The sequence below is a fragment of the Amycolatopsis camponoti genome (genome assembly GCF_902497555.1).
Classification (GTDB): domain Bacteria; phylum Actinomycetota; class Actinomycetes; order Mycobacteriales; family Pseudonocardiaceae; genus Amycolatopsis; species Amycolatopsis camponoti.
The window spans coordinates 2,454,080-2,477,620 of sequence record NZ_CABVGP010000001.1 but is presented as its reverse complement, the minus strand read 5'-3'; the positions used below and the strand labels follow the sequence as shown (position 1 = coordinate 2,477,620).

The 23,541-nt window shown below is 71.2% G+C and carries 20 protein-coding genes; 10 read left to right on the top strand and 10 right to left on the bottom strand.

The annotated features are described in order from the left end of the window. Positions 1–10: 10 nt before the first annotated feature. The 5 genes from AA23TX_RS11880 to AA23TX_RS11860 form a co-directional block, all read right to left on the bottom strand. Positions 11–4,876 (bottom strand): DNA repair ATPase, encoded by a 4,866-nt coding sequence (locus AA23TX_RS11880; RefSeq protein WP_155542589.1) that lies wholly within the window; start codon positions 4,874–4,876, stop codon positions 11–13. Further along, positions 4,873–6,882, bottom strand: coding sequence for a flotillin family protein (locus tag AA23TX_RS11875; RefSeq protein WP_155542588.1), 2,010 nt, complete (start codon positions 6,880–6,882; stop codon positions 4,873–4,875). Before AA23TX_RS11875 ends, AA23TX_RS11880 begins: the two co-directional genes overlap by 4 nt. A gap of 3 nt (positions 6,883–6,885) precedes the next feature. After that, entirely contained in the window at positions 6,886–7,461 is a 576-nt protein-coding gene (locus tag AA23TX_RS11870; RefSeq protein WP_155542587.1) for a hypothetical protein, read from the bottom strand. Between the two features lie 107 nt (positions 7,462–7,568). Beyond that, positions 7,569–8,867, bottom strand: coding sequence for an amidohydrolase family protein (locus AA23TX_RS11865; RefSeq protein ID WP_155542586.1), 1,299 nt, complete (start codon positions 8,865–8,867; stop codon positions 7,569–7,571). Positions 8,868–8,916: 49 nt separating this feature from the next. Next, the gene (locus AA23TX_RS11860) at positions 8,917–9,570 is read right to left on the bottom strand and encodes a helix-turn-helix domain-containing protein (protein WP_196425287.1); all 654 of its coding nucleotides are present in this window, start codon (positions 9,568–9,570) and stop codon (positions 8,917–8,919) included. A 108-nt stretch (positions 9,571–9,678) separates the two neighbouring features. Between AA23TX_RS11860 and AA23TX_RS11855 the strand changes: the two genes are divergently transcribed. The 6 genes from AA23TX_RS11855 to AA23TX_RS11830 are packed head-to-tail and all read left to right on the top strand — an operon-like array spanning position 9,679 to position 15,933. Further along, positions 9,679–10,935, top strand: a complete 1,257-nt coding sequence (locus tag AA23TX_RS11855; RefSeq protein ID WP_155542585.1) for an amidohydrolase family protein — start codon at positions 9,679–9,681, stop codon at positions 10,933–10,935. 10 nt (positions 10,936–10,945) lie between these two features. Next, positions 10,946–11,713, top strand: coding sequence for an ABC transporter ATP-binding protein (locus AA23TX_RS11850; protein WP_155542584.1), 768 nt, complete (start codon positions 10,946–10,948; stop codon positions 11,711–11,713). Next, entirely contained in the window at positions 11,713–12,567 is an 855-nt protein-coding gene (locus AA23TX_RS11845) for an ABC transporter permease (RefSeq protein WP_155542583.1), read from the top strand. Before AA23TX_RS11850 ends, AA23TX_RS11845 begins: the two co-directional genes overlap by 1 nt. A 26-nt stretch (positions 12,568–12,593) precedes the next feature. Next, positions 12,594–13,784, top strand: a complete 1,191-nt coding sequence (locus tag AA23TX_RS11840) for an ABC transporter substrate-binding protein (RefSeq protein ID WP_155542582.1) — start codon at positions 12,594–12,596, stop codon at positions 13,782–13,784. A gap of 11 nt (positions 13,785–13,795) precedes the next feature. Beyond that, the gene (locus AA23TX_RS11835) at positions 13,796–15,130 is read left to right on the top strand and encodes an FAD-binding oxidoreductase (protein WP_155542581.1); all 1,335 of its coding nucleotides are present in this window, start codon (positions 13,796–13,798) and stop codon (positions 15,128–15,130) included. Next, positions 15,127–15,933 carry a creatininase family protein gene (locus AA23TX_RS11830; RefSeq protein ID WP_155542580.1) on the top strand — a complete coding sequence of 269 codons (807 nt, stop codon included), beginning with the start codon at positions 15,127–15,129 and terminating at the stop codon, positions 15,931–15,933. Before AA23TX_RS11835 ends, AA23TX_RS11830 begins: the two co-directional genes overlap by 4 nt. Positions 15,934–16,013: 80 nt before the next feature. Here AA23TX_RS11830 and AA23TX_RS11825 read toward each other — a convergent pair whose 3' ends face one another. The 3 genes from AA23TX_RS11825 to AA23TX_RS11815 form a co-directional block, all read right to left on the bottom strand. Next, positions 16,014–16,895 carry a hypothetical protein gene (locus tag AA23TX_RS11825; RefSeq protein ID WP_155542579.1) on the bottom strand — a complete coding sequence of 294 codons (882 nt, stop codon included), beginning with the start codon at positions 16,893–16,895 and terminating at the stop codon, positions 16,014–16,016. Positions 16,896–17,085: 190 nt separating this feature from the next. Beyond that, the gene (locus tag AA23TX_RS11820; protein WP_155542578.1) at positions 17,086–17,718 is read right to left on the bottom strand and encodes a TetR/AcrR family transcriptional regulator; all 633 of its coding nucleotides are present in this window, start codon (positions 17,716–17,718) and stop codon (positions 17,086–17,088) included. A gap of 121 nt (positions 17,719–17,839) precedes the next feature. After that, positions 17,840–18,757 (bottom strand): helix-turn-helix transcriptional regulator, encoded by a 918-nt coding sequence (locus tag AA23TX_RS11815; protein ID WP_196425286.1) that lies wholly within the window; start codon positions 18,755–18,757, stop codon positions 17,840–17,842. A gap of 62 nt (positions 18,758–18,819) precedes the next feature. On the opposite strand from AA23TX_RS11815, the gene AA23TX_RS11810 reads away from it, so the two are divergent. Both AA23TX_RS11810 and AA23TX_RS11805 read left to right on the top strand, forming a co-directional pair. Further along, entirely contained in the window at positions 18,820–19,371 is a 552-nt protein-coding gene (locus AA23TX_RS11810) for a DinB family protein (protein ID WP_155542577.1), read from the top strand. Continuing rightward, positions 19,368–20,456, top strand: a complete 1,089-nt coding sequence (locus tag AA23TX_RS11805) for a winged helix DNA-binding domain-containing protein (RefSeq protein ID WP_155542576.1) — start codon at positions 19,368–19,370, stop codon at positions 20,454–20,456. Before AA23TX_RS11810 ends, AA23TX_RS11805 begins: the two co-directional genes overlap by 4 nt. On the opposite strand, the gene AA23TX_RS11800 is transcribed toward AA23TX_RS11805, so the two are convergent. Next, entirely contained in the window at positions 20,453–21,409 is a 957-nt protein-coding gene (locus AA23TX_RS11800) for a helix-turn-helix transcriptional regulator (RefSeq protein ID WP_196425285.1), read from the bottom strand. The genes AA23TX_RS11805 and AA23TX_RS11800 overlap by 4 nt on opposite strands. 102 nt (positions 21,410–21,511) lie before the next feature. On the opposite strand from AA23TX_RS11800, the gene AA23TX_RS11790 reads away from it, so the two are divergent. After that, complete coding sequence (locus AA23TX_RS11790) at positions 21,512–21,970, top strand: nucleoside deaminase (protein WP_155542574.1); 459 nt, start codon at positions 21,512–21,514, stop codon at positions 21,968–21,970. Between the two features lie 24 nt (positions 21,971–21,994). Then, positions 21,995–22,957, top strand: coding sequence for an isopenicillin N synthase family dioxygenase (locus AA23TX_RS11785; RefSeq protein ID WP_155542573.1), 963 nt, complete (start codon positions 21,995–21,997; stop codon positions 22,955–22,957). 3 nt (positions 22,958–22,960) lie between these two features. On the opposite strand, the gene AA23TX_RS50060 is transcribed toward AA23TX_RS11785, so the two are convergent. Next, positions 22,961–23,407, bottom strand: a complete 447-nt coding sequence (locus tag AA23TX_RS50060; protein ID WP_230862432.1) for a hypothetical protein — start codon at positions 23,405–23,407, stop codon at positions 22,961–22,963. Between the last annotated feature and the right edge of the window lie 134 nt (positions 23,408–23,541).

Genomic DNA, 23,541 nt, shown 5'->3' with positions numbered 1-23,541 from the left:
GTCGAAGCGATCACGCTTCTTCACGCACCAGCCGTTGCGCCGCACGTCCGATGGCGGTTTCGACCGCGCCCACCCGGTCGGCCAGCAGGCCCACCGCGCCGACCGCGCGGCTCATCGGATCCTCGCCGCCGCCGCCCAGCGCCTGCGCCCGCAGGTACGCGGCCTTGACGTCGGCCCACCGCCGGGCCTGCTCTTCGGACAGGCGTCCCCGCAGCTCGGCCAGCTTGAGCAGGTTGGCTTCGGCGCCCGAAGTCAGCGTCTGCGCCTCGCCCGCGTAGTGGTCGTCGATCAGGGCCTCGAGTTCCGCGTCGTTCAGCGCGGGCACGATCCGCTCGGCCAGCTTGGTCATGTTCCGGTACGAACCCTGCAGCTGGAACGGCGGTTCCGTGCGTGACGCGTCCGCCTGCGCCGCCGAGGCGATGTAGGCCTGGTTGTTCGCCAGCACGGTCCGCTGCACCCGCAGGAGCTTCCAGAGCACCGCGAGGATCTGCTCCAGCTCCGTCGCCGAATACGCCTGCGAAAGCTGGTCGGCGCGCACGGAACCGTCGCCGCGCGCCATCCGCACCAGGACGTCCACATCGGACCGCTCCCGCGAGACGAGCGGGGCCAGCACGGGGTTCGACGTCAGCGAGTTCTCGACGTAGCTCAGCGCGAAGAGGTCTTCCTTGCCGGACAGTACGTCGCCGAGGTTCCACACGTCCGCGCGGTTGGCGAGCATGTCGGGGATGCGGAACCGCTTGCCCTGCTCGGTGTACGGGTTGCCGGCCATGCACACCGCGAACCGCTTGCCGCGCAGGTCGTAGGTCCGCGTGCGGCCCTCCCACACGCCTTCCATCCGCCGCTGCGCGTCGCACAGGGAGATGAACTTCTGCAGCAGCTCCGGCGACGTGTGCTGGATGTCGTCGAGGTACAGCAGCACGTTGTTGCCCTGTTCCAGCGCGAAGGAAATCTTTTCGACCTCCTGCCGCGCGGTCGCGTTGGGCGCGTCCGCGGGATCCACCGAGGTGACGTCGTGGCCCAGCGCCGGCCCGTTGACCTTCACGAAGACCAGTCCGAGGCGGCTGGCGACGTACTCCATGAGCGTCGTCTTGCCGTACCCCGGCGGCGAAATCAGCAGGAGCAGGCCGGACTGGTCGGTGCGCCTGGCGTCCCCGGTCGCGCCGAGCTGCTTGGCCAGGTTGTCGCCGATCAGCGGCAGGTAGACCTCGTCGAGCAGCCGGTTGCGCACGAAGGCGCTCATCACCTTCGGCTGGTACTCGGCCAGCCGGAGCCGGTCGCGTTCGGCCGCGACGAGCTCGTTGCGCAGCCGCTGGTAGGCGCGGAACCCCGGCACGCGGTCACGGCGGAACCGGTGCGTCCGGGCCAGCACCTCGTCCAGCCGCAGCGTCACCGACCGCCCGGTGATCCGCGGGTGCGCGCCGAGCAGACCGTCCACAGTGGTCGTCAGCGTCGCCGACGAGTCGTACCGCGGGAGTTCGCACAGTTCGATCGCGACGGCCTCGGGCAGCTCCTCGGCCGGCAGCCCGACCGAGTCCACAAAGGACCGAAGCCACGCGTCGGCGAGCTGGTACCGGTCCGCCAGGTCGTCGAGCGAACCCAGGTCTTCGGCGAAGCTGCGCCGGTCGAGCCGGAACTTGTCCAGCACCGCCCGCGCGCCACCGCTGGTGACGAACCCGGGCGGGGCGACGGCCAGCTCCTCGACCAGGTACTCCCCGGCGAACTCGGCCTCGAGCCCGAGGCCGTTGGTGAACGCCGTGATGGCGTCCCCGAGTTCCCGCGCCAGCTGGTCCAGCGCGGGAGTGTCGCCGAACGCCTCCCGCACCCGCGCGAGCGACGCTGCCCGCGTCGTCCACGCGCCCTTGGTCCGGTCGTCGGCGCCGAAGGCCCAGAACAGCTGAGCCGCCGCACGGGCCGCGGGCGGGTAGCGCAACAGGCCGGCGGCGGACCGCAGGCGCAGCAGGGCCGCCAGGATCGCGGCGGCGTCGTGGTCGTGCACCCCGCGCGCGTACCCCTCGTCGTACCGCTCCCCCGCCACGCGCCGCACGACTTCCAGGAGGTCGGCTTCGACCAGCTCGGCCGCCGGTCGTTCGGCGAGGATCGACGTCGCGAGGTACTCGGCCCGGTAGACCTCCGGCGACTCCGAGACCAGCAGCTGGTCCCAGTACGGCCGGGTCGCCTCGAACGCGGCGTCGCGCACCGGCGCCCGGTAGTCGGTGCCGGTGATCGCGAACTTCATCGTGCCTTCGTGCGGCACCAGTGTCAGGTCGATGTCCTGGGTGTTGACGGCGAAGGTGTGGCGGCCGAGGCGGATCGTCTCGCCGCCGTCGCCATAGAGGTCCAGCCGGTCGCGCAGGGCCCGGCCGGCCTCCTGGCGGGCGGCCTTCACGCGGCCTTCGAGCTCTTCGGCGCGGACCTGGTCGCCGAGCGCACGCAGGTCTTCGACGACGCTGCGCAGCTTCGAGACCATCGGATCAGCCGCGAAGTAGGTGTTGATCTCGTCGACCGAGCCGAGCGAACCGACCCGGCGCGTCACGCTGCCGAGGATGCGCCCGGCCGATTCGACCAGCCGGTCCGCGCGGCGCGCCCGCTCGTCGAGCAGTGCCTGCTTGCGCGAGGAGAACGCCTCGTAGACGTCGGTGCGCTTCTCCCCGAGCGAAGTCAGGAAGTCGTCGAACTCCCCGAACCGCGATTCGAGGTTCTCCAGCTGCAGCAGCAGCCGGCCCAGCTGCTCGTCGCAGCGCTCCGGGGTGTCCGCGACCGCGAGCCCGCCCGTGATGGCCTGCGCGAGCAGCGCGAACTCGGCCGCGAACTCCGCCCGGCCCTCGGTCTCCAGGAGTTCCTTGCGGCGCGCGTCGAGCGTGGCCCGGGCCCGGTTGACCGCGCCGATCACCTCGCCGACGCGCTCCAGGATCTTCGTCCGGACGACGGCGTCGGCGATGTCCAGCCCGCCCACGACGTCGGTGAGCACCTCCAGGCCGGCGGACTGCTCGTCGAGCTGTTCGGCGACCGGGACGGCCTCGGCGACGGTCTTGATCGCGCCCGCCGCCGCGATGAGCCCGTCGACTTCGGCGTGGTAGCCGGTGAACGCCTCCTCGCCCTGCAGGAACCGCACGGCCCGCTGCGCGGCCTCGGAGAACTCGCGATCCAGCCCGGCGATCAGCTCGTCCACGCGGGCGGTGTCGGCGTACCGCAGCTCCCGCACGGTGACCAGGCGCCCGCGCGCCCGGTGCATCTCGGCCAGGCGCCGCACCCACGCGTCCGCCGCGTTGAGCGCCTCACCCCGCACCCGCCGCACGAGCGACGCGGTCTCGGCCGCCGCGGTGTCGACGGCCTCGGCCGCCTGCGCGGTCAGCGAGGTGACCGTCTCGAACTCGTCCAGCACCTGCTCGGCGGTGACGCGGACGTCGGACAGCGGCGAGCGCAGGTCACCCAGCTCGGTCTCGCCGAGCCAGTGGTAGTGGTCGAAGACCCGGGCGCACGCGGTGATCAGCGCCTCGAACACCGCCGCCGAGGGCGCCATGTCCCCGATCATCCTGGTGATCGACAGGCAGTCCGAGATCCCGCGGACGAGGTCGGCGTTCCCGACCCGCTCCAGCGGCCCGGTGCCGGCCGGCTGCGACGCGGCGTAGGTGTCCGACTGGAACGGCGTCCGCCACACCTGCATCGGGTGCACGCGGCTCGGTTCGTCGGACAGCGCGCGGAACAGGATCATCGTGCCGTCGTCGAACAGCGAGTACCCGTGGCACGGGATCGGGTTGGCGACCTCCTTGCGGATCACGTTGTACGGCAACAGGAGCGAGCGTCCCTCGGCTCGCGCGTGGAAGACGTACAGCACGTCCTCGCCGTTGGGCGAGCGGATCACGCGCTCGAACTCGAGACCGTCCACAGTGGTGTCGAACGTCTTGCTGACGCCGGTGTCGAGGTAGTAGCCGCCGGGGAAGATGATGCCGTGGTCCTCGGGGAGCCGCTGGCACGCCTGCCCGATGCCGTCGAGCCGCACGACGTCCTGGGTGCGCGTGTTGAAGACCAGGTAGCGGTAGGTGGTTTCCTTGTACGGCAGCATGCGCAGCAGGATCAGCGGGCCGATCCGGGCGTAGGAGACCTCGGCGTCGGCGAGGCTCTGCAGCGGCTCGTCGACCGGCTCGGCGTAGACGCCGGCGCCGGTCTCGGTGTTGTTTTCGACCTTGACCGTCAGGTTGCCGCCGACGGTCTCGACGAACACCTCGTCCTCGATCGAGATGTGCGGGTGCCGGCCGAGGACGTGGTCCTCGCGCGTGGTTTCGACCCACTCGAAATCGTGCGACGGCGGAAAGACGTGGTCACGCTCACCGCGGTTGTCCAGGTAGGACACCGCGCCGTCGGGCGCGACGCCCCACCGCAGCACCCGGATGTCTTCGGTGCGCGGGCCGATCTGGAACACCGCGAGCAGCTTCCCGTCCAGCCGGCGCAGCTGCAGCAGCTTCGCCTGGCGGTAGTACCGGTACAGCTCGCCGAAGTCCCGCCCGAACTGCTCGTCCCGCAGCAGCTCGGGCAGGTCCTGCGCGCTCACGTCGTCGAACCGGAACGCGTTTTCGTCGTGGCTGAAGCGCTGCAGCGAAAAGACGTCATCGACGGCCGTCTCGGGCTTGAGCCCGATGAAGACGTTGTAGCCGAACAACATCCGGCCGTCGACCGCGACGATGTCCCGGGGCACGCAGTTGTTGGCGGTGCGGATGCGTTCGGTGCCGACCAGCGCGAGCTGCGCGCTGCCGAAGACCTCGAGCCGGCGCGCGTTGAGCTCGTCCGCGCGTTTCGCCAGCTCGGCGGCCTGGGCGGCCAGCCGGACGCGGAGCACGTCATACGTGCCCGCGTCCAGCTCCGTTTCGGCCGCCGTCACTGCTTCGCGGCGACGACGGTGGCGACCGAGGTCTCGGCGAGGCCGAGCTGCTGCGCCGTGGTCATCAGCTCACGGAGCTTGTCGCTGTCCGGCCCGCCGGCCTGCAGCTGCTTCGCCAGGAAAGCCGACAGCGTCAGGTTCTTCACGTCTTCGGTGCTCACCGCGCCGATCAGCTTGGCGAGGTCGTCGGTGAAGCTGGCCGACCCGTCGAGGTAGGGCCGCGCGAGCGACTGGACGACGTCGGAGTGCTGCACGAAGCCGTCGACGCTCTTGCCGAGGCCGATCGAGCCGACGATCCGGTCGAAGAACATGGTCTCGCCGCCGACGATGTCGATGTCGGCCTTCTCCAGCCCGACGCTGAGCACCGTCGCCTGCGCCTCGGCGACGTCACGCTGCACGTCGAGCGCGGCCAGCCGGATCTCCTTCTCCGCTTCCAGCCGCAGCCGGTACTCCTCGTGCTCGCGGCTCGCGCTGTCGAGGGCAGCCAAGGCGGCGGCCTTCTCGGTGAGACCCTCGGCCTCGCCCTTCAGCTTGTCGCGCAGCGCCTCGGCGACCACGGTCGCCTTCTCGCGTTCGACGATCGCCTCGGCGCGGCCGACCTTCTCCAGCGCGACCGCGTCACGCTCCCGGACCTGCGCGGCGGCGAGACCCGCGGCGGCCTCTTCGGCCTGGATGCCTTCGGCGAGCCGGATCTTGGCCCGCGTCTCCAGCTCGGCGGCCTGCTGGCGCGCCTCGGCGAGGGTCAGCTCCTCGCGCGCCTTGTGCTTGGCGGCCTGCTCCGACGCCTCGGCGGCCTTGATGCCCTTGACCAGGTTCTCCTGCGCTTCGGCTTCGGCGCGGATCACGATGGCCTCGCGGGTGCGCTGGGCCTCTTCGACCACGCGCAGCTTCTTGATGTTCTCTTCCTGCTCCGCGACGGTCTTCTCGACGGCGATCCGTTCGCGGATCACCTCGGCGATCGACCGCTTCTCCGTTTCGAGTTCCTTGTCCTTCGAGATCCGGGAAAGCTCGGTCTCGCGCTCGCGGCCGATCACTTCGAGCAGGCGGTCCTTTTCGATCCGCTCGGACTCGATGGCGATGACGCGTTCGCGGTTCTTGCCGGCGACCTCGATTTCACGCTGCTGGTTCTGCTGCTGGATGCCGAGCTGCTCGTCGGTGCGCAGCTGCGCGGCCTGCGACTTGAGCCGCTCCTCGGCCTGCACCTTGAGGGTTTCCGCTTCTTCGCGCGCCCGCATGGTCTCGACTTCGCGACGCTGCTTGATCTCCGCGTCGGCCTGGCGCCGCTCCAGTTCGAGGATCGCCTCGCGGGCGTCCACGTTCTGGCGCGTGATTTCTTTCTCTTCGTGGCGGCGGAACTCGTTGGTGCGCACGTGCTCGATCGCCGTCAGCTCGGTGATCTTGCGAATACCTTGCGCGTCCAGGATGTTCGCCGAGTCGAGCGAGGTCATCGGCGTCTGCTCGAGGTAGTCGATCGCCGCGTCTTCGAGGCTGTACCCGTTCAGGTCGGTGCCGATGACGCGGATGATCTGGTCGCGGAACTCGTTGCGCTTGGTGTAGAGGTCGACGAAGTCGAGCTGCTTGCCGACGGTTTTCAACGCCTCGGAGAACTTCGCGCTGAACAGCTCCTGCAGGGTTCCCTGGTCGCTCGCGCGTTCGGTGCCGATCGCCTGCGCGACCTTCACCACGTCCTCGGCCGTCTTGTTGACCCGCACGAAGAACGAAATCCGGATGTCGGCGCGGATGTTGTCCCGGCAGATCAGGCCTTCCCGGCCGGTGCGCTCGATGTCGATCGTCTTCACCGAGATGTCCATGACCTCGGACTTGTGCAGCACGGGCAGCACGACGGCGCCGGTGAAGGTGACGTCGACCTTGCGCACCTTGGAGATGATCAGCGCCTTGCCCTGCGGCACCTTCCGGAACAGCCGGCTCACGACGAACAACAGCACCAGGAGGATCAGCACCACGACGGCGATCAACACGCCGGCACCCAGGCCGATGGCATCCATGCGTCAGTCCTTTTCTGCTTCGAGTTCCAGGGGGCTGACCCAGAAGAACTCACCCGCGCTGTCGTAGTCGTAGATGACCACGCGGCTGCCCATCCCGAGGTTGCCTTCCCCGGCGAGCCGGACGGAGATGATCGCCGACGCCCCATCGGCGGCGGCCACTTCGGCCTGCCCGAAGTCCTCGGTGACGGTCGAGGTCCGCACCACGGCGACCCGGCCGACGAAGTCCTGCCGGCTCGGCACGACCCCGGCGAAGACGCGCCGCAACGGCACGACGACCAGCCGGGTCCCGAGCGCCCCGAGCACGAGAGCGACCAGCAGAACACCCACCCCGAGCCCGACTCGCAAGGGTGTGCCCAGGCCGTCGATGAGAACGGTCCCGACGAGACTGAGAAACCAGCTGAAGGCGACGAGCAGCGACAGCGAGATGGGCAGCGGAACCCCGCCGAAGAACCCGATGTCACCGTCTTCGATGTCGAGGACGCCGAGCAGGGCCAGCCCCCAGTAGCCGATCACGACGATCAGCAGGAAGCTGAAGAGCACGGCGGGAAAAGCCAAAGCCGCGGTGACGAACCCGCTCATCCGACGTCGTTTCCTTCCCCCAAGGAAGGGCCCGGCACTCCGGGGCCCTGGCCAGCGACTATAACCGGCAGGCAAGGGCGGGGAAGAACATTTCGGACACGAACCGGTCACACCGGCGCCGGTCGGACACGCCCTATTCGTTCGCGCAGCCGAGCCACGAGGTCCGTCTCGTCGGCCGTGACCAGCCGGTGATCCCGCACGACGATGCGCCCGCCGACGACCACGTGTTTCGGCCGCCGCCCGGGCGAGGCCCACAGGAGTCCCGCTGTCGGATCGTGCACGCCCGCGTCGGCGACGCCGGAAACGTCCCACACGCACAAGTCGCCCGCCGACCCGGCACCCAGGTGCCCGAGCTCGGGTCGTCCCAGCCCCGCGGCGGAACCCGCCGTGGCCATCCCGAGCACGGTGCGCGCGGGCAGCTGCGGCCCCACCAGGCCCGAGACCTGGAGGGCGAGCCGGGCGTCGGCGAGCAGGTGCCCGGCGTCGTTGCTGCCCCCGCCGCTCGTCCCCAGGCCGACGACGACGCCCGCGTCGATCAGCGCGGCGACCGGCGCGACGCCCCATCCCATGGGGACGTCGCACCCCGGCGCGTGCGTCGCGCTCACCCCCGCCCGCGCGAGAAGGCGGATCTCCCCGGGCGTGATGGCACACAGGTGGGCCACGGTGACGTCCGGTTCCAGCCACCCCCATTCGTCGAGGAGCTGGAGCGGCCTGCGCCCGTAGCGTTCGAGGGCGATCGCGGTGTCGACCTGCTCGTTGGCCTGGGTCCGGCGGCGCAGGCCGTGGCGGGCGGCGACCGCGCCGAGCGCCGCGAACGTCTCGCGGGTATCGGAATGGACCCCGGCGGGGCCGACCGCGAGCTGGAGCATGCCGTCCGGCGAGATCCCGCCGGCGGCCCCGGGAACGAGCGCGGTCACGATGGCTTCGGCGGACTCGCCGGCCCACTCGGGATCGTCCCGCGCCGAGCCGCGCACGAAGACGAGCCGGGCGCCGAGGGACCGGACGGCCTCGGCCGTCGCCTTCGCGAGAGCGACCGTGTCGGCGATCGGGGCGCCGTGCGGCCAGTTCAGGTGGTGGTCCGCGATGGTCGTGACGCCGCACAGCAGGCTTTCGGCGGCCCCCACCGAGGCGGCGACGGCGTAGACCTCCGGGTCGTGGCCCACCCGCGCGTAGGCGGCGGCCATCGCGGGGAGCCACTGGGCCATCGGCACTCCCCGCGTTCCGGGCAGGGTGCGGAACGCGCTCTGCAGGAGGTGGTGGTGGGCGTTCACGAGTCCCGGCGTCACCACGCATCCGGAAGCGTCGAGCGCCGTCTCGAGCGGGGAACCGTCGTCGAGCGTGAGATCGCCACTGTCCTCTGTGGATGAACTGACGAGAATGCGATCGGCGCCCCGGATCGTCAGCATGAATACCCTTTCACAGCTCGAGGACGAGCCGGCCGCCGGGCGTGCACGGTCATGCGTTCTCCAGCGGCTTCTGTTTCACCACGACGAGGTGGAACCGCGATCCGTCGGGCGAGCACCAGCGGTGGGCCGTGCCACCCGGGTAGTAGACGGAGTCCCCCACGTCGAGCCGGACGGTCCCGTCCTTTTCGAGGTCCAGCAGGAGCGCCCCGCCCACGACGTGGACGAACTCGTCCTCGGGGTGGCGGAAGTAGTCCCCGAACTCGGAGCTGGTCCCGGTCCACTCGATCGGATCGAACGCCCGCCTGCCGCGCGTGAGCAGCCTGACCTCGCCGTGGGGGAACTGGTTGCGGGCGCCCTCGCCGGCGCGCAGCACGTCGGCTCGCCCGGCCTCGGCGTCCGGCAGGCCCGGGGCACCGGCCGCGATGAGCTCGACCTGGGTCGTGCCGAGCGCCTTCGCGATGCGGTCGAGCGAAACCATGCTCGGCCGGGCGTGTCCCCGCTCCAGCTGGCTGAGGAACGGGTGCGAAAGGTCCGTGCGCCCGGCCAGCTGGACGAGCGTGAGACCACGAGACCGGCGCAGCTCGCGGATGCGCGTCCCGACCCGCTCGGCCTGCTCGTCGACGACCCGTGAAGACGCGTGCTCGGCTTCCTTCACGGTGACCGCCGCCGCCCCGCCGGGCCGCAGGGGCAACACAAAGAACACGGGGTTTTACACATCGGAAATCTCGGCTCCGTACCGTCGGCCAATGTTGATGCGATCAACATTTACACCATCCCCGCGGTTCCGCACCACCCCGACACCGGAGACCCCATGGCCGACTCGCTACCCCGCCCGATCGCCGGGGTGCGCAACGCGAAGCTGCCCGACGGGCGCGTCGTGGACCTCTCGATCGCCTCGGGCGTGGTCACCGGGATCGCCGCCGCGGGCACGACCGAGCCCCTCGGGCCGACCCTCGACCTGCGTGGCCGGCTGCTGCTTCCCGCCCCGGCCGAGCCCCACGCGCACCTCGACAAGGCCCGGAGTTTCGACGCCGTCAACCCGAAGCTCGGTGACCTCGGCTCCGCGATCGACGCGTGGCGGTCGCACGCGTCGGCGATGAGCGTCGAGTCGATCGTCGAGCGCGCCCGGGCGCAGGCCCTCGCGATGCTCGCCGCGGGCACCACGGCGATCCGGTCCCACGTCGACGTCCTCGGCGACAGCGGCGCGGGCCTCGAAGACGTGACGCGCGGAGCACGTGCCCTCGTGCAGGTCCGGGCGGAACTCGAGGGCCTCATGGACATCGAGCTCGTGGCGCTCGCCCCGCCGGACTGCCCCGATCAGCACGTGGAAGCGGTCCTGGACGTCGGCGTCGACCTGGTCGGCGGCGCTCCGCACCTCGCTCCCGATCCCGCGGCGGACCTCGCGCGGCTGCTCGCGCTCGCACAGCGGCGCGAGATCGGCGCCGACCTCCACGCCGACGAGACCCTTTCCGGCCCCGTCACCCTCGACACCTATGCCCGCGCGGTGCGCGACTGGCCGGCCGGCCGCCCGCGCACCGCCGGCCACTGCGTGCGGCTCGGCACGCTCGAAGCCGCACGGCGGGACGCGATCATCGCGGACGTCAAGGCCGCGGACGTCGGCATCGTCACGCTGCCCATCACGAATCTCTACCTCCAGGGATGGGAGCACCCCGTCTCGACGCCGCGCGGTCTCGCGCCGCTGCGCGAACTTCTCGACGCGGGCGTCCGCCTCGGCGCCGGGGCGGACAACGTGCGCGATCCGTTCAACCCGGTGGGCCGCGGCGACGCACTCGAAACCGCGTCGCTTCTCGTCACGGCGGGCCATCTCCCACCGGAGGACGCCTACGGGCTCGTGAGCACCGGGGCAAGATCCGTCATGGGGCTGCCACCCGCGGGTCCGGTCGTCGGCGCCCAAGCCGACTTCCTCGCCATCCGGGCGGTGAACCTCGTCGACGCGATCGCCACCGCGTCCGCCGACCGCATCGTCGTCCACCGCGGCCGCGTCGTCGCGATCACCGAGACACAGTGCGAACTCCCGGCACTGCCGGTGTTCGTCCCCGCTTCCTGAAGGGAATCGCATGTCCACCACGACCGCGGCCGAGCCGGCCATTCGCTCGACCCTGCTGGACTTCCGCGACGTCGACCTCGTCTTCCCCGACGGCACGGCGGCCCTCGACGGCGTCGACCTGACCGTGGACCGCGGCGAATTCGTCTCGATCGTGGGCCCGAGCGGCTGCGGCAAGTCGACGCTGCTGCGCATCGCGTCGGGCCTCGAATCGGCGTCGGGCGGAGCGGCCGACGTGAGCACGAGCCGCATCGGCTACGTCTTCCAGGACGCGACGCTCCTTCCGTGGCGGTCGGTCCAGGGCAACGTCGAACTCCTCGCCGAGCTCAACCGGGCGTCCAAAGTGGACCGGACCGCGAAGGCGGCCGCCGCGATCGGCCTCGTCGGCCTCGACGGATTCGAGAAGCACCTTCCGAAGCAGCTCTCGGGAGGCATGAAGATGCGCGTCTCCCTCGCGCGGTCGCTCACGCTCGACCCCGAGCTCTTCCTGTTCGACGAGCCGTTCGGGGCGCTCGACGAGATCACGCGCGAACGCCTCAACGACGAGCTGCTGCGGTTGTTCGTCGAGCAGCGGTTCGCGGGGCTGTTCGTCACGCACTCGGTTTCCGAGGCCGTCTACCTCTCGACCGAGGTCGTCGTCATGTCCGGCCGGCCGGGCTCCATCGTCGCGCGGTTCGACGTGCCGTTCCCGATGCCGCGGGATCCGGACATCCGCTTCACCCCGGAGTTCGCCGAGCTCGTCGGCGACGTCTCGCACGCGCTCAGGAAGGGGCACAGCTGATGCCCACGCTCCAGGAAACCGCGGCCCGGCGGACCACCGCCGCGTGGGCGCCCCGGCGGAAACCGGCGTCGTGGTGGCAGCCCGTCGTGGCCTTCGGCGTCTTCGTCGGGCTGTGGTACGCGGCGGCGGCGTATTACGACCAGGTCGTCGAGTCGCCCTACCTCGTGCCGTACCCGCACCTCGTGCTGACGGCGATCATCGACGACACCCGCCCCGACGGCGCCCCGACCGGGTTCGACGCGGAGCTGTGGGCCGCACTCGGCCGCACGACGGTCGTCTCGCTCGTCGGTCTCGCCGCGGCCATCGTCCTCGGGGTCCTGTGGGCCACCGTCATGGCCCAGGCCAAGGGTCTCGAGAAGGCGCTGTATCCGTACGCCGTCGTGCTTCAGTGCGTGCCGATCCTCGCGCTCGTGCCGCTCATCGGGGCGCTGTTCGGCTACGCCTTCCTGTCGCGCGTGATCGTCACCGTCATGATCGCGCTGTTCCCCATGGTCTCGAACACCCTCTTCGGCCTGCATTCCACCGACCGTGCGCAACGCGAGCTCTTCGCACTCCAGGGCGCCGACCGGCTGACCCGGCTCCTCAAGCTGCAGATCCCGGCCGCGCTCCCCTCGATCTTCGTCGGCCTCCGCACCTCCGCGGGCCTGTCGGTGATCGGCGCGATCGTGGGAGACCAGTTCTTCCAGCGCGGCGATCCCGGCCTCGGCGTCCTCATCCAGGTCACGGCGTCCCGGCTGATGGGTCCCGAGCTGTACGCGACGATCATCATCGCCTCGCTCTACGGCATCGCCGTCTTCCTCGCCTTCGGGCTCATCGGCCGGCTCGCGGTCGGCCGCTGGTTCGACTTCACGTGAGTTCCCCTCCCCCGAAACGGAGTTCCATGCGTACCCGACCCCGCACCGCCGCCGTCATCCTGTCCGTCGTCACGCTCGCCGCCGCCCTCACCGCCTGCGGTGCGAGCGGATCGGCCGACGCCGGCGCGGCGCCCCCGGCGCCCGTCCCGACCGGACCCGCCGTCGACCTCGCCGGCGTGTGCCCGTCGACGGTCGTCGTCCAGACCGACTGGAATCCCGAGGCCGACCACGGGCACCTTTACCAGCTGCTCGGCCCCAACCCCTCGATCGATGCCAGTCAGAAGTCCGTGACGAGCGACCTCTACGCCAACGGCAGGCCGACCGGCGTCAAGCTCCAGGTCCGCGCCGGCGGGCCGGCGATCGGCTTCTCGAAGGTCTCGGCCCAGATGAACCAGGACAAGTCGATCACCCTCGGCTACGTCTCCACCGACGAGGCCGTCCAGTTCTCCGGGGACATGCCGACCACGGCCGTGTTCGCCCAGAACGACAAGTCGCCGATGATGATCATGTGGGACCCGAAGACCTACCCGGACGTCACCACGATCAAGGACCTCGGCACCAAGCTCCAGGCGAGCGGCGGCGTCGTCCGGTACTTCAACGGCGCCGCCTACATGGCCTATCTCACCGACGCGGGTTACCTGCCCGCCGGCATCCTCGACGGGAGCTACGACGGCGCCCCGGCGAAGTTCGTGACCGCCAAGGGCAAGGACGCGCAGCAGGGCTTCGCGACCGCCGAACCGTACGTCTACCAGAACGAAATCGCCGCGTGGGGCAAGCCGCTCAAGTTCCAGCTCGTCGCGGACACCGGCTGGTCCCCGTACCCGCAGACGATGTCCGTCCGCACCGGCGAACTGGCCTCGCTCTCGCCGTGCCTCAAGAAGCTCGTGCCGGTCATGCAGCAGGCCGACGTCGACTTCCTCGAGAACCCGGCGGCGACGAACGACCTCATCGTCAAGCTCGTGCAGGCCTACAACAACGGCTGGACCTACGACGCCGCGGTGGGCAAGGCCGCCGTCGCGCAGATGAAGGACCTCAAGATCGCGACCGACGCCGGCCACGGGCACGTCGGCGCGATGGACGACCAGCGCGTCTCCGAGCTCGTCAAGATCGCGGCCCCGGTCTTTTCGAAGTCGGGCGGCCACGTCAAGAGCGGCCTCGTCGCCGGCGACCTCGTCACGAACCAGTTCCTCGACCCGAAAATCGGCCTCGGCTGGTGAACAGGAGCGTCATGACCAGCACCGAGAGCATCGAGGCGCTGCGCGCCGAACTCGTCGAGCTGCTCGGCGAGCGCGGCGTGAGCGCCGACCTCAAGACCCGCGAGCGCGCCTCGGTCGACGAGGCCACGATGAGCCCCATCCTTTCCGAGCAGCTCCCGCTCGGCCTCGCCGACCTCGTGGCCTATCCGGCGGACGCGGAGCAGATCGCGGTGGTCGTGGCCGCCGCGACCCGCCACCGCGTCCCCGTCACGGCCCGCGGCAAAGGCACGGGCAACTACGGGCAGGGCATCCCGCTGCACGGCGGCCTGATCCTCGACACGACGCGCGCCCGCGCCGTCGTCGAAGTGGGCGACGGCGTCATCACGGCCGAAGCCGGTGCCTCGCTGGCCTTCCTGGAACGAGCGGCCGACGCGAGCGGCCAGCAAGTCTGGATGTATCCGTCGACCGCGCAGTCCACCCTGGGCGGCTTCCTCTCCGGGGGCTCGGGCGGCACGGGGTCGATCGCGCACGGCACGAACTGGGAAGGCTTCGTCGTCGCGCTCGACGTCGCCCTCCCGGGTACCGAGCCGGCCCTCGTCCACGTCGAGGGCGACGACGCGCGGACCTTCGTGCACACCTACGGCACCGCGGGGGTGATCGCCCGCGCGACGGTCCGGCTCGAACCGGCCCAGGACTGGCGTGCCGTCTACGCGAGCTTCCCCACCTTCGAGGAGGCGCTCGGCGCGGTACGGACGCTCCGGGCGATCGAGCCACTGCCACGGCTGGTGAGCGCGGACCGGGCCGCCGTGGCGGAACGGCTCCCCGCGGACCCGGCGATCCCCGCCGGGCGCGCGAGCCTGCGCGCGATCATCGACGCGGTGGCGCTCGACGCGGCGTCGTCGCTCATCTCCGCGGCCGGCGGCTCGGTCGAAGACGTTCGCGAAGGGGTCCAGCAGACGATCAAGGTTTCGATGCTCTCCTACAACCACCCCATCTGGTGGCTGAAGAAGAACAGTCCCGGCAAGGACTACTTCCACGTCGAGGTCGGCGGCGAGGCGCTGATCGACCGCATCCACGAGGTCGAGGCCGTGTACCCCGGCGGCATCCTGCACATCGAAGCCGCGCATCACTTCCCCATCGGGATGCTCGTCGCGGAATACACCGGCGCGGCGGACGTCTACGCGGGATACGCGAAGCTCGTCGAACTCGGCGTGCGCGTCCACAGCCCGCACCAGTTCTACGTCGACCACGGAGTCGAAGAGCTCCTCGCGCTCAAAGAACGCACCGACCCGGACGGGCTGCTCAACCCCGGCCACCTGGGCGTGCCCGAGCTCGCCGTGACACTGCCCGCGCAGGCCAAGATATGAACCGCGCGATCGCCGAACTCGCGGGCCCGTCCCTCGCGGACCGGATCGGCCGGGAATCGATCGTCGTCCTCCCCACGGGTGCGCTCGAGCACCACGGGCCGCACCTGCCGCTCAGCACCGACGCCCTGATCGCGGAAGCGGTGGCCGGCGCCGCCGCCGAACGCGCCGCCGCCGAGGGTCTCGACGTCTGGCAGCTCCCCACCCTCACCTACACGAAATCCGACGAGCACAGCTGGGCGCCCGGCACGGTCTGGCTCGACGCCGGGACCCTGCTCCGCACCGTCGTCGAAATCGGGCGGGCCGTAGCGCTCATGGGAGCCGGGACGCTCGTGTTCCTCAACGGGCACGGCGGCAACGTCGCGCTCCTGCAGGTGGCGCTGCGGGAAATCCGCAAACGCTTCGGGCTCAAGACCTTCCTCATGCCTTCGCTCGTCCGCGCGGCCCCACCCGCGGGCGAAGGACTCGACGAGCGGGAGCTCGGCATCCACGGCGGCGCCGCGGAGACCTCCCTCGTCCTGCACCTGCGCCCCGACCTCGTGGACCTCTCGCGGGCCGAGCGCTGGGTACCCGAACACCTCGCGGCCTTCGAGCACATCGGCTTCAACGGGCGCCCCGTGAGCTTCGGTTGGCTCTCGAACGACTTCGGCACCCCGGGCGTCGTCGGAGACCCCACACAAGCGACCCCGGCCTACGGCGAGGTGCTGTGGGAAGCGTCTCTCCGCCAGGCGGTCGAGTCCCTCCGCGAGATCGCCCGCTTCGAGCACAACCCCGCGGCAACGGAAACCGGTTCGAGTGGAGCGTGATCACCATCGACGCCCCAGCCCCACTTCCGCCGCCCCGAAACCGGCAGATTCCCGGCTGCCGGTTTTCGATTTCCCCGGAATCAGGGGGTGTAGATCTCCTTGACCGTGGCGATCCGGTCGTCACCGTTCACGCTGATCTGCGCGAGCGTCGAGGTGCCGTCCTTCAGCTTCTGGAGCAGCCGATCCTGGGCGCACGGCCCGTTGCCGTAGCCCTGGTCGTCGATGGTGACCGATTCGCCGGGGCACAGGGTGGCCGCGCTGAGCACCTTGCCGCCCTCCTGCAGCGGAAGCCGGTAGGTCTTGCCGTCGAGCGGCACGTAGTGGCTGTTGTCCGGACCGCCGTCCTGGCGGGTGACCAGCTGGAAGCGGACCATCCGCACCCCGGCGTCGTACCCGGTGAACTGCACCGCCTGGGTGGTGTTCGGGAACAGGCGGACCTGCCGGACAGGCGTCTTGCCGGCGCCGGTCGAGGGCCTGGTCTCCAGCTGCAGTGAGCTGTTGGGCACGCCACAGACCACCGCCCCCTGGCTGCCCGCGGACCCCGCCTGACGGGCGCAGGTCCACTTCCCCTCGACGTCGAGGACCCGCTCGCCCGGGCCTTCGGCTTGCGGCAGCTTCCGGTAGTACTCGGTGATCACGGTGAACGCCTCGGTGCAGCCCGGCGTGGTGCCGTCGGTGGCGGCCACCGCGATCAGGTCCATCTTCGGCCGTCCCGGTGCGCCGACCTGGCCGCCGTACTGGCTGCAGTTGACGTCGCCGTTCGGCGCGGTGCCGGAACCTCCGGTGGCCGCCCCCTGGCCGCCGCCTTCCGGCACCTGCTCCACGGCCGCCGCCGCCTCGTTTTTCGCCGGAGAACCGGTGCCAGAGACATTGTTCCCGCTGCACGCGGAAAGCAGAGCGGTGGTGGCGAATGCCCCGGCAACCATGACCATTTTGATTGTCTTCTTCGCGGTGAATTCCATCGCGGCGCCCTCTCGCAGCTTTGTTGAAGCTTTGTCTCCGAAGACGCCGGAAACCGAATCACGTTGCTCCTGGGGGCCGGCAGACCGCGGGGTTGCCCGAAAGTACGACTGCGGGGTTCCTAGGGGCAGTACTCGGCCGGATTCGCAACCTGGATACCACCCACTGAACATCCGCCGTCAAAGCGACCGCTCAGTCTGTGACCGGCGTCCCAGGCTGGGAAGCGCCCAGCATCCGGAGCACGAGACCGCCGTACTCCTTGCCGAGCGCGGTCGGCGTCTGGCGGGCGCGCTCCGTGTACCAGCGGGCCACGTCGACGCCCAGCGACAGCACCGCGCGGGCCGAGATGTGCGCGTCGGAGACGGTGAAGACGCCGCTCTCGGCGCCCGCGGTGATCACGTCGCGCACGATTCGCTCGATGCGGCGCCGGAGCTCGGCGACCACTTCGAATTCCTTCTCGGGCAGGGCCTGCAGTTCGTACTGCACGACCCGGGCGACGGTGTGGCGGCGCGCGTGCCAGGCGACGAAGTCCTCGACGATCAGCCGGATCCGTTCGACGGGATCGGACTCCTTCGCGACGACGTTCTCGACCAGGGCCAGCGTCTGCTCGTGGCCGTACCGGCTGATGGCGAACAGCAGCGCGGCCTTGGACGGGAAGTGCACGTAGAGCGCGGCCGGGCTCATCCCGGCGGCCCCGGCGATGTCCCGGGTGGTGGTGGCGTGGTAACCCCGCTTGGCGAAGGCCTCGACGCCGGCCAGCATCAACCGGCGAGCGGTCTCGGGCTGCACATCCGGCCACAGTTCGGCCGACAGCGACATCGTCATCCGGTGATCCTCCCAGACCGCACCGCCCGGGATGGCCGGCTCCGGTCGCCACCATTGTAAGCGGGCGCTAACCTGCGGTGTCCGGAGACGGATCCCCGAGCCGGCCGGCGGTCCGCGGATTTCACCCTCCGGCCGCGGCAGCATAGCGGCGGGCCAGCCGGGCGAAGGCGTCCCGCAGCTCCGCCGGTCCGACGACCTCGATCTCCGCGTCGAACCGGCCGATCGATGCCGCCAGGCCCACCCACGACCACGCCCCCAGCACCAGGCGGCAGCGGGACGGCCCCAGCTCCTCCACCACGCCGTCGCCCGCGTACGTCGACACGACGCTCGCCGGCAGGTCCAGGATCACTTCGCCGCGGCACTCGTCCTTGCCCGAGAACCGGTCCGCCACGAACGCCGCCACGTCTCCGCCGGGTACCTCCCGGGGGGTGAACCGCGGGCCGGTCGGGATCCGGGGGGTCAGCCGGTCGACCCGGAACGTGCGCCAGTCCGCGCGGTCGAGGTCCCACGCCACCAGGTACCAGCGGCCGCCGCGGGTCACCAGGTGGTGGGGCTCCGCGCGGCGCGGCGAGTCCAGGTAGTCGAACCGCAGCACCTCGCGGGCGTGCACCGCCGCGCTCAGCGTCGCCAGCACCGACGGATCCACCGGCGGCCCCGGTGGGGAGACGGCCGTGACGTGCAGGGCGTCGACGCGGTGGCGCAGCCGGGACGGCATCACCTGCCGGACCGTGGTCAACGCCCGCGCCGCCGCTTCCTCGATCCCGCCGCCGGTGACCGTCCGCAGCGCCACCGCCAGCGCGACCGCCTGCTCGTCGTCGAACAGCAGCGGCGGCAGGTCCGCGCCCGCGCCGAGCCGGTAGCCGCCGTCGGGGCCCTTGGCCGTCGCGATCGGGTAGCCGAGCTCGCGCAGGCGGTCGACGTCGCGGCGGACCGTCCGCGCGCTGACCTCCAGACGCTCGGCCAGCAGCGCGCCCGGCCAGTCGCGGCGCGCCTGCAGGAGCGAGAGCAGGGCGAGCAGGCGAGCGGAAGTTTTCGGCATGTACCCGATCTTGCCGCAAGTAGCGGACACATTCTGTCCGCTACTTCTGACACGCTGGTCGCATGACCCACGAAACCGAACGCGACGACCTCATCGCCGAGCTGGCGGTCACCCGGGCCGCCCTCATCACCACCACGGACGGCCTCACCGACGAGCAGGCCGGCGCGCGGCCGACCGTCAGCGCGCTGTGCCTCGGCGGCCTCGTCAAGCACGTCGCGTCCATGGAAGAGAACTGGCAGCGCTTCGCCGTCGACGGCCCGTCGGCCATGCGCTTCGACCTGCCCGACGGCGTGACCTGGGCGGACATGGCGGCCGGGACCGCCCGCGAGTACCCGCGGTGGGCGATCGACCACCAGAACGAGTTCTCCATGCAGCCCGGCGAGACCCTGGCGGGCGTGCTCGCGCGCTACGAAGACGTCGCGAAGCGCACCGAAGAGGTCGTCGCGAAGGTCGACCTCTCCGCGACGCACCCGCTGCCGGACGCGCCGTGGAACCGGCCGGGGACGGTGTGGAGCGCGCGGCGGGCCATCATCCACATCATCGCCGAGACCGCTCAGCACGCCGGGCACGCCGATCTCCTCCGCGAGACGCTCGACGGCCGGAAGGCGACGTGACGGTGCTGGACGCGCGGTCGCTCAACCGCGCGACGCTGGCCCGGCAGCTGCTGCTCGACCGCGCCGAGCTGCCGGTGCACGACGCCGTCGCGCACCTCGGCGGCCTGCAGGCGCAGGAGCCGCAGGAGCCGTTCACCGGGCTGTGGTCGCGGCTGCGCGCGTTCGACCCGGCGGCGTTGTCGGACCTGCTCACCGAGCGGCGCGTGGTGCGGACGCACCTGATGCGCCGGACCGTCCACCTGCTCACCGCCGAGGACGTCCTGGCGTGGCGGGCCCGCTTCGACGCCATGCTGCGCCAGCGCGTCCTCGGCACCTACCGCCGCGAGCTCGAGGGGGTCGACCTCGACGAGCTCGCGGCGGCGGGCCGGGCGGTCCTGGCCGACGGCGAGCCCCGCTCGATGGGCGAGCTGGCCCGGGCGGTCGCGGACAAGTGGCCGTCGTGCGAGCGCCGGCCGCTCGGCGAGATGCTGATCGCCGCGCTGATCCCGGTGGTGCAGCTCCCTCCCCGGGGGCTGTGGCGCACCAAGGGCGGGGTGCGGAACGTGCCGCTGGCGTCGTGGCTGGGCCGGGAGGCCGATCCGCTCGACCCGGACGACGGGGTCGGACGGGCGCTGGTGCGCCGGTACCTGGCCGCGTTCGGCCCGGCGGCGACGGCGGACCTGCGCGCGTGGTCCGGCCTGGCCGGGCTGCCGGCGGCGGTGCAGGCGGTCCGCGAAGAACTGGTGGTCTTCCGCGACGAGCGCGGCCGCGAGCTGCTCGACCTGCCGGACGCGCCGCGCCCGGACGCGGACACCCCCGCGCCGGTGCGGTTCCTGCCGGCGTTCGACAACGCGATCCTCGGCTACGACGACCGGACCCGCGTCATCGACGACGCCCACCGGGGCGTTTCGGTCGCGGGTGACCGGGTGGTGCTGGTGGACGGCCGGGTTTCGGCGACCTGGACGGTGGAAGCCGAGACGGTGGTGGTGCGGCCGCTGCGGCGGTTGACCAAGCCCGAACGCTCGGCGGTGACCGAGGAAGGAGGCGAACTCGCGTCGTTCCTCACCGACGGCGAAAGTGATCGCCTCCGCGTCGAAGCGCCTTAACCGACCGCGCGGGCGAAGCGCTCCGCCACCTCCCGCAGCCGCTCCACCAGCCCCGGCGGCGCCTCCTCCACCACGAAGTCGTACCCCCACTGGGCCAGGTAGTACGGCACCGTGTCCAGGGTGTTCGCCCCGGTCCGCACCCGGCAGCTGTGCTCGTCGATCGGCTCCACCGAGCCGCTCGTCGGCGGGATCCGCTGGGCCAGCACGGCCGCCGGGACGGCCACCCGCAGCACGAACTGGTGCGGGTACGGCGCCGCCGAGATCTGACGCGACACGTACACCGCCAGGTCCTCGGCCGGGGGTTCGCGCGGCGTGAACCGGAAGCTCGGCACCGGGACGCCCGTGATGCGGTCCACGCGGAACGTGCGCCAGCCGTCGCGGTCCAGGTCGAACGCCACCAGGTACCACCGGCGCCCGGTGTGGACCAGGCGCAGCGGCTCGACCGACCGTTCCGTCTCCGCGCCCGCGCGGTCGCCGTAGCCGAAGCGCAGCCGCTCGTGGTCGCGGCAGGCCGACGCGATCGCCGTCAGCACCGAAGCGTCGACCGTCGGGCCGCCGCCGGGCAGCGAGACCGTCGCCGCGTGCAGGGCACCCACCCTCGGGCGCAGCCGGGCCGGCAGCACCTGCTCCAGCTTCGCCAGCGCGCGCACCGACGTCTCCTCGATGCCGCTGACCGTGCCGCTCGCCGCCGTGCGCAGGCCGACCGCGACCGCGACGGCCTCGTCGTCGTCCAGCAGCAGCGGCGGGAGCGCGGCGCCCGCGCCGAGCCGGTAGCCACCGGTCACCCCCGGCGTCGCGTGCACCGGATAGCCGAGGGAACGCAGCCGCTCGACGTCACGGCGGATCGTGCGGACGTCGACTTCGAGCCGCGACGCGAGGTCGGCGCCCGGCCAGTCGCGCCGCGCCTGCAGCAGCGAGAGCAGCCTGAGCAGGCGTTCCGATGTCCCGTACATGGCACGCAGTGTGCCAGACATCGAGGACAGTTCCGGTCCTCGATGCACCTCGGACGTGGCCGGGCCCTTGCCACGGACCGCGTCGGGCGGAAAGAGTGGCGCATGCCGATCGACCCTGGTGCCCTGCTCGCCGTCGCCCGTGAAGAAGCCGAGCTGGGCAAGGCCGAGGGCGGCGTGCCCATCGGGGCCGCGCTGTTCGACACCGCGGGCACCCTCCTGGGCCGCGGGCACAACCGGCGCGTGCAGGACGACGACCCCTCGATGCACGCCGAGACCTCGGCGTTCCGCAACGCCGGGCGCCGTCCCCACTACCGCGACACGATCATGGTCACGACGCTTTCGCCGTGCTGGTACTGCTCCGGGCTCGTCCGTCAGTTCGGGATCGGGCGCGTCGTCATCGGCGAGGCCGAAACCTTCCACGGCGGGCACGACTGGCTGGCCGGGCTCGGCGTGGAGATCACCCTGCTCGACGACCCCGCGTGCACCGCGCTGATGACGGAGTTCATCGCCGCGCGCCCGGACCTGTGGTTCGAGGACATCGGGGTCGAGAAGTCCGGATAGGACAGTGCTTGCTGAGGAGCCGGTATGCCGTCAACCGTTCCGCTCGTGGACCTTTCGCCGTGGTTCGCGGGTACCTCCGAAGGCCGCGCCGAGGTGGCCGGGCAGATCGACCGCGCGCTGCGCGAGTCCGGGTTCCTGCTCGTCACCGGGCACGGCGTGGCCGACGACCTGCGCCGCCGGACGCGTGAGCTGGCACGGGAGTTCTTCGCGCTGCCCGAGGACGTCAAGCAGCGCTACGCCGTGACCGTCGGCGGCCGCGGCTGGTTGCCGCCGGGCGTCGAGGCCAACGGCTACGCCGAAGGCACCGAGACCCCGCCGGACCTCAAGGAGTCGTACTCGGCGGGCGCCGACCTGGGCGTCGGCGTCGCCGAGGTCGACGGGTTCTGGTTCCAGGCCAACGTCTGGCCGGACGAGGTGCCGGGGCTCGCCGAGGTGGCCACGGAGTACATGCGCCGGATGCGGGCGCTGTCGGATCACCTGCTGGAGATCTTCGCCGCGGCCCTCGGCCTGGCCGAGAGCCACTTCACGCGGCACACCGCGCACCCGACGTACACGTTCAACATCAACTGGTACCCGCCGATGACCCACGTCGGCGCGCCGGAGCCGGAGCAGTTCCGGATCGGCCCGCACACCGACTTCGGCACGGTGACGGTGCTCGACCGCCAGGCCGGCGTCGGCGGCCTGCAGGTCTACACCGACGCCGGCGAATGGGAGGACGCGCCGTTCCACCCGGACGCGTTCACGGTCAACATCGGCGACCTGATGGCCCGCTGGACCGGCGACCGCTGGCGCTCGACGCGCCACCGCGTGCTCCCGCCGGCGACCACGGCGCCCGACGAGGACCTGGTGTCGCTGATCTTCTTCTACGAGACCGACCACGACGCGCGGATCACGTCGCTGGCCCCTCCCCTGGGCCGGACGACGTACCCGGAAGTGATCGCGGCGGACTACCTGCGGGAGAAGCTGAACGCGATCACGGTCACCTGAGCCTCAGGAGCAGATCTTCTTGGCGATCGCGACCGGGACCTTTTCGCACAATTCCCCGGTGCCCCCGCCCTGCGCGATCCAGGTCCCGTTCCGGTGGTTGAACAAAATACCGCCACCGTCGATTTCGTTGGTGAAGTGCGCGAAAGCCCACGGGCCCACACATTTGACGCGCTGCAGACCTTTGCTGTCGATGATGAGCGCCCCGGACAGGTCCTTGTCCGCCTTGACCGCGGCTTCCAGCGTGGCCTTGGTGGCCGACGCGCACGCCGCTTCCGTCACCTTCGCCGGCACCGGCTTCGCTGGCGGCGCGGAGGTGGGAGCCGGGATGGCCGTCGTCGCGGTCGCCGTGGTCGCCGCCGGCGTGGGCTGCGCGCCATTCGGCGAATCCTGCGGACCGGTACAAGCCGAAAGAACCACCGCGGCGATTCCGGCCCCGAACCCGATCCGCACGACACGACGAAGTGAATACATTGTTCCCCCTGAATTCCCCGACGGCCCCTCGCCGCCTTCCCTGCCACCAAAGACGCCCACCGGTATTCCCGGTTGGGCAGCCCGCCTAACGGTCGGATAACGGCGGCGAGCCG

Coding starts and splice junctions, on each gene's coding strand:
- AA23TX_RS11875 (WP_155542588.1), bottom strand. CDS start 6,882: ATGGATGCCATCGGCCTGGGTGCCGGCGTGTTGATCGCCGTCGTGGTG.
- AA23TX_RS11870 (WP_155542587.1), bottom strand. CDS start 7,461: ATGAGCGGGTTCGTCACCGCGGCTTTGGCTTTTCCCGCCGTGCTCTTC.
- AA23TX_RS11865 (WP_155542586.1), bottom strand. CDS start 8,867: ATGCTGACGATCCGGGGCGCCGATCGCATTCTCGTCAGTTCATCCACA.
- AA23TX_RS11855 (WP_155542585.1), top strand. CDS start 9,679: ATGGCCGACTCGCTACCCCGCCCGATCGCCGGGGTGCGCAACGCGAAG.
- AA23TX_RS11850 (WP_155542584.1), top strand. CDS start 10,946: ATGTCCACCACGACCGCGGCCGAGCCGGCCATTCGCTCGACCCTGCTG.
- AA23TX_RS11845 (WP_155542583.1), top strand. CDS start 11,713: ATGCCCACGCTCCAGGAAACCGCGGCCCGGCGGACCACCGCCGCGTGG.
- AA23TX_RS11840 (WP_155542582.1), top strand. CDS start 12,594: ATGCGTACCCGACCCCGCACCGCCGCCGTCATCCTGTCCGTCGTCACG.
- AA23TX_RS11835 (WP_155542581.1), top strand. CDS start 13,796: ATGACCAGCACCGAGAGCATCGAGGCGCTGCGCGCCGAACTCGTCGAG.
- AA23TX_RS11830 (WP_155542580.1), top strand. CDS start 15,127: ATGAACCGCGCGATCGCCGAACTCGCGGGCCCGTCCCTCGCGGACCGG.
- AA23TX_RS11825 (WP_155542579.1), bottom strand. CDS start 16,895: ATGGAATTCACCGCGAAGAAGACAATCAAAATGGTCATGGTTGCCGGG.
- AA23TX_RS11820 (WP_155542578.1), bottom strand. CDS start 17,718: ATGACGATGTCGCTGTCGGCCGAACTGTGGCCGGATGTGCAGCCCGAG.
- AA23TX_RS11815 (WP_196425286.1), bottom strand. CDS start 18,757: ATGCCGAAAACTTCCGCTCGCCTGCTCGCCCTGCTCTCGCTCCTGCAG.
- AA23TX_RS11810 (WP_155542577.1), top strand. CDS start 18,820: ATGACCCACGAAACCGAACGCGACGACCTCATCGCCGAGCTGGCGGTC.
- AA23TX_RS11800 (WP_196425285.1), bottom strand. CDS start 21,409: ATGTACGGGACATCGGAACGCCTGCTCAGGCTGCTCTCGCTGCTGCAG.
- AA23TX_RS11790 (WP_155542574.1), top strand. CDS start 21,512: ATGCCGATCGACCCTGGTGCCCTGCTCGCCGTCGCCCGTGAAGAAGCC.
- AA23TX_RS11785 (WP_155542573.1), top strand. CDS start 21,995: ATGCCGTCAACCGTTCCGCTCGTGGACCTTTCGCCGTGGTTCGCGGGT.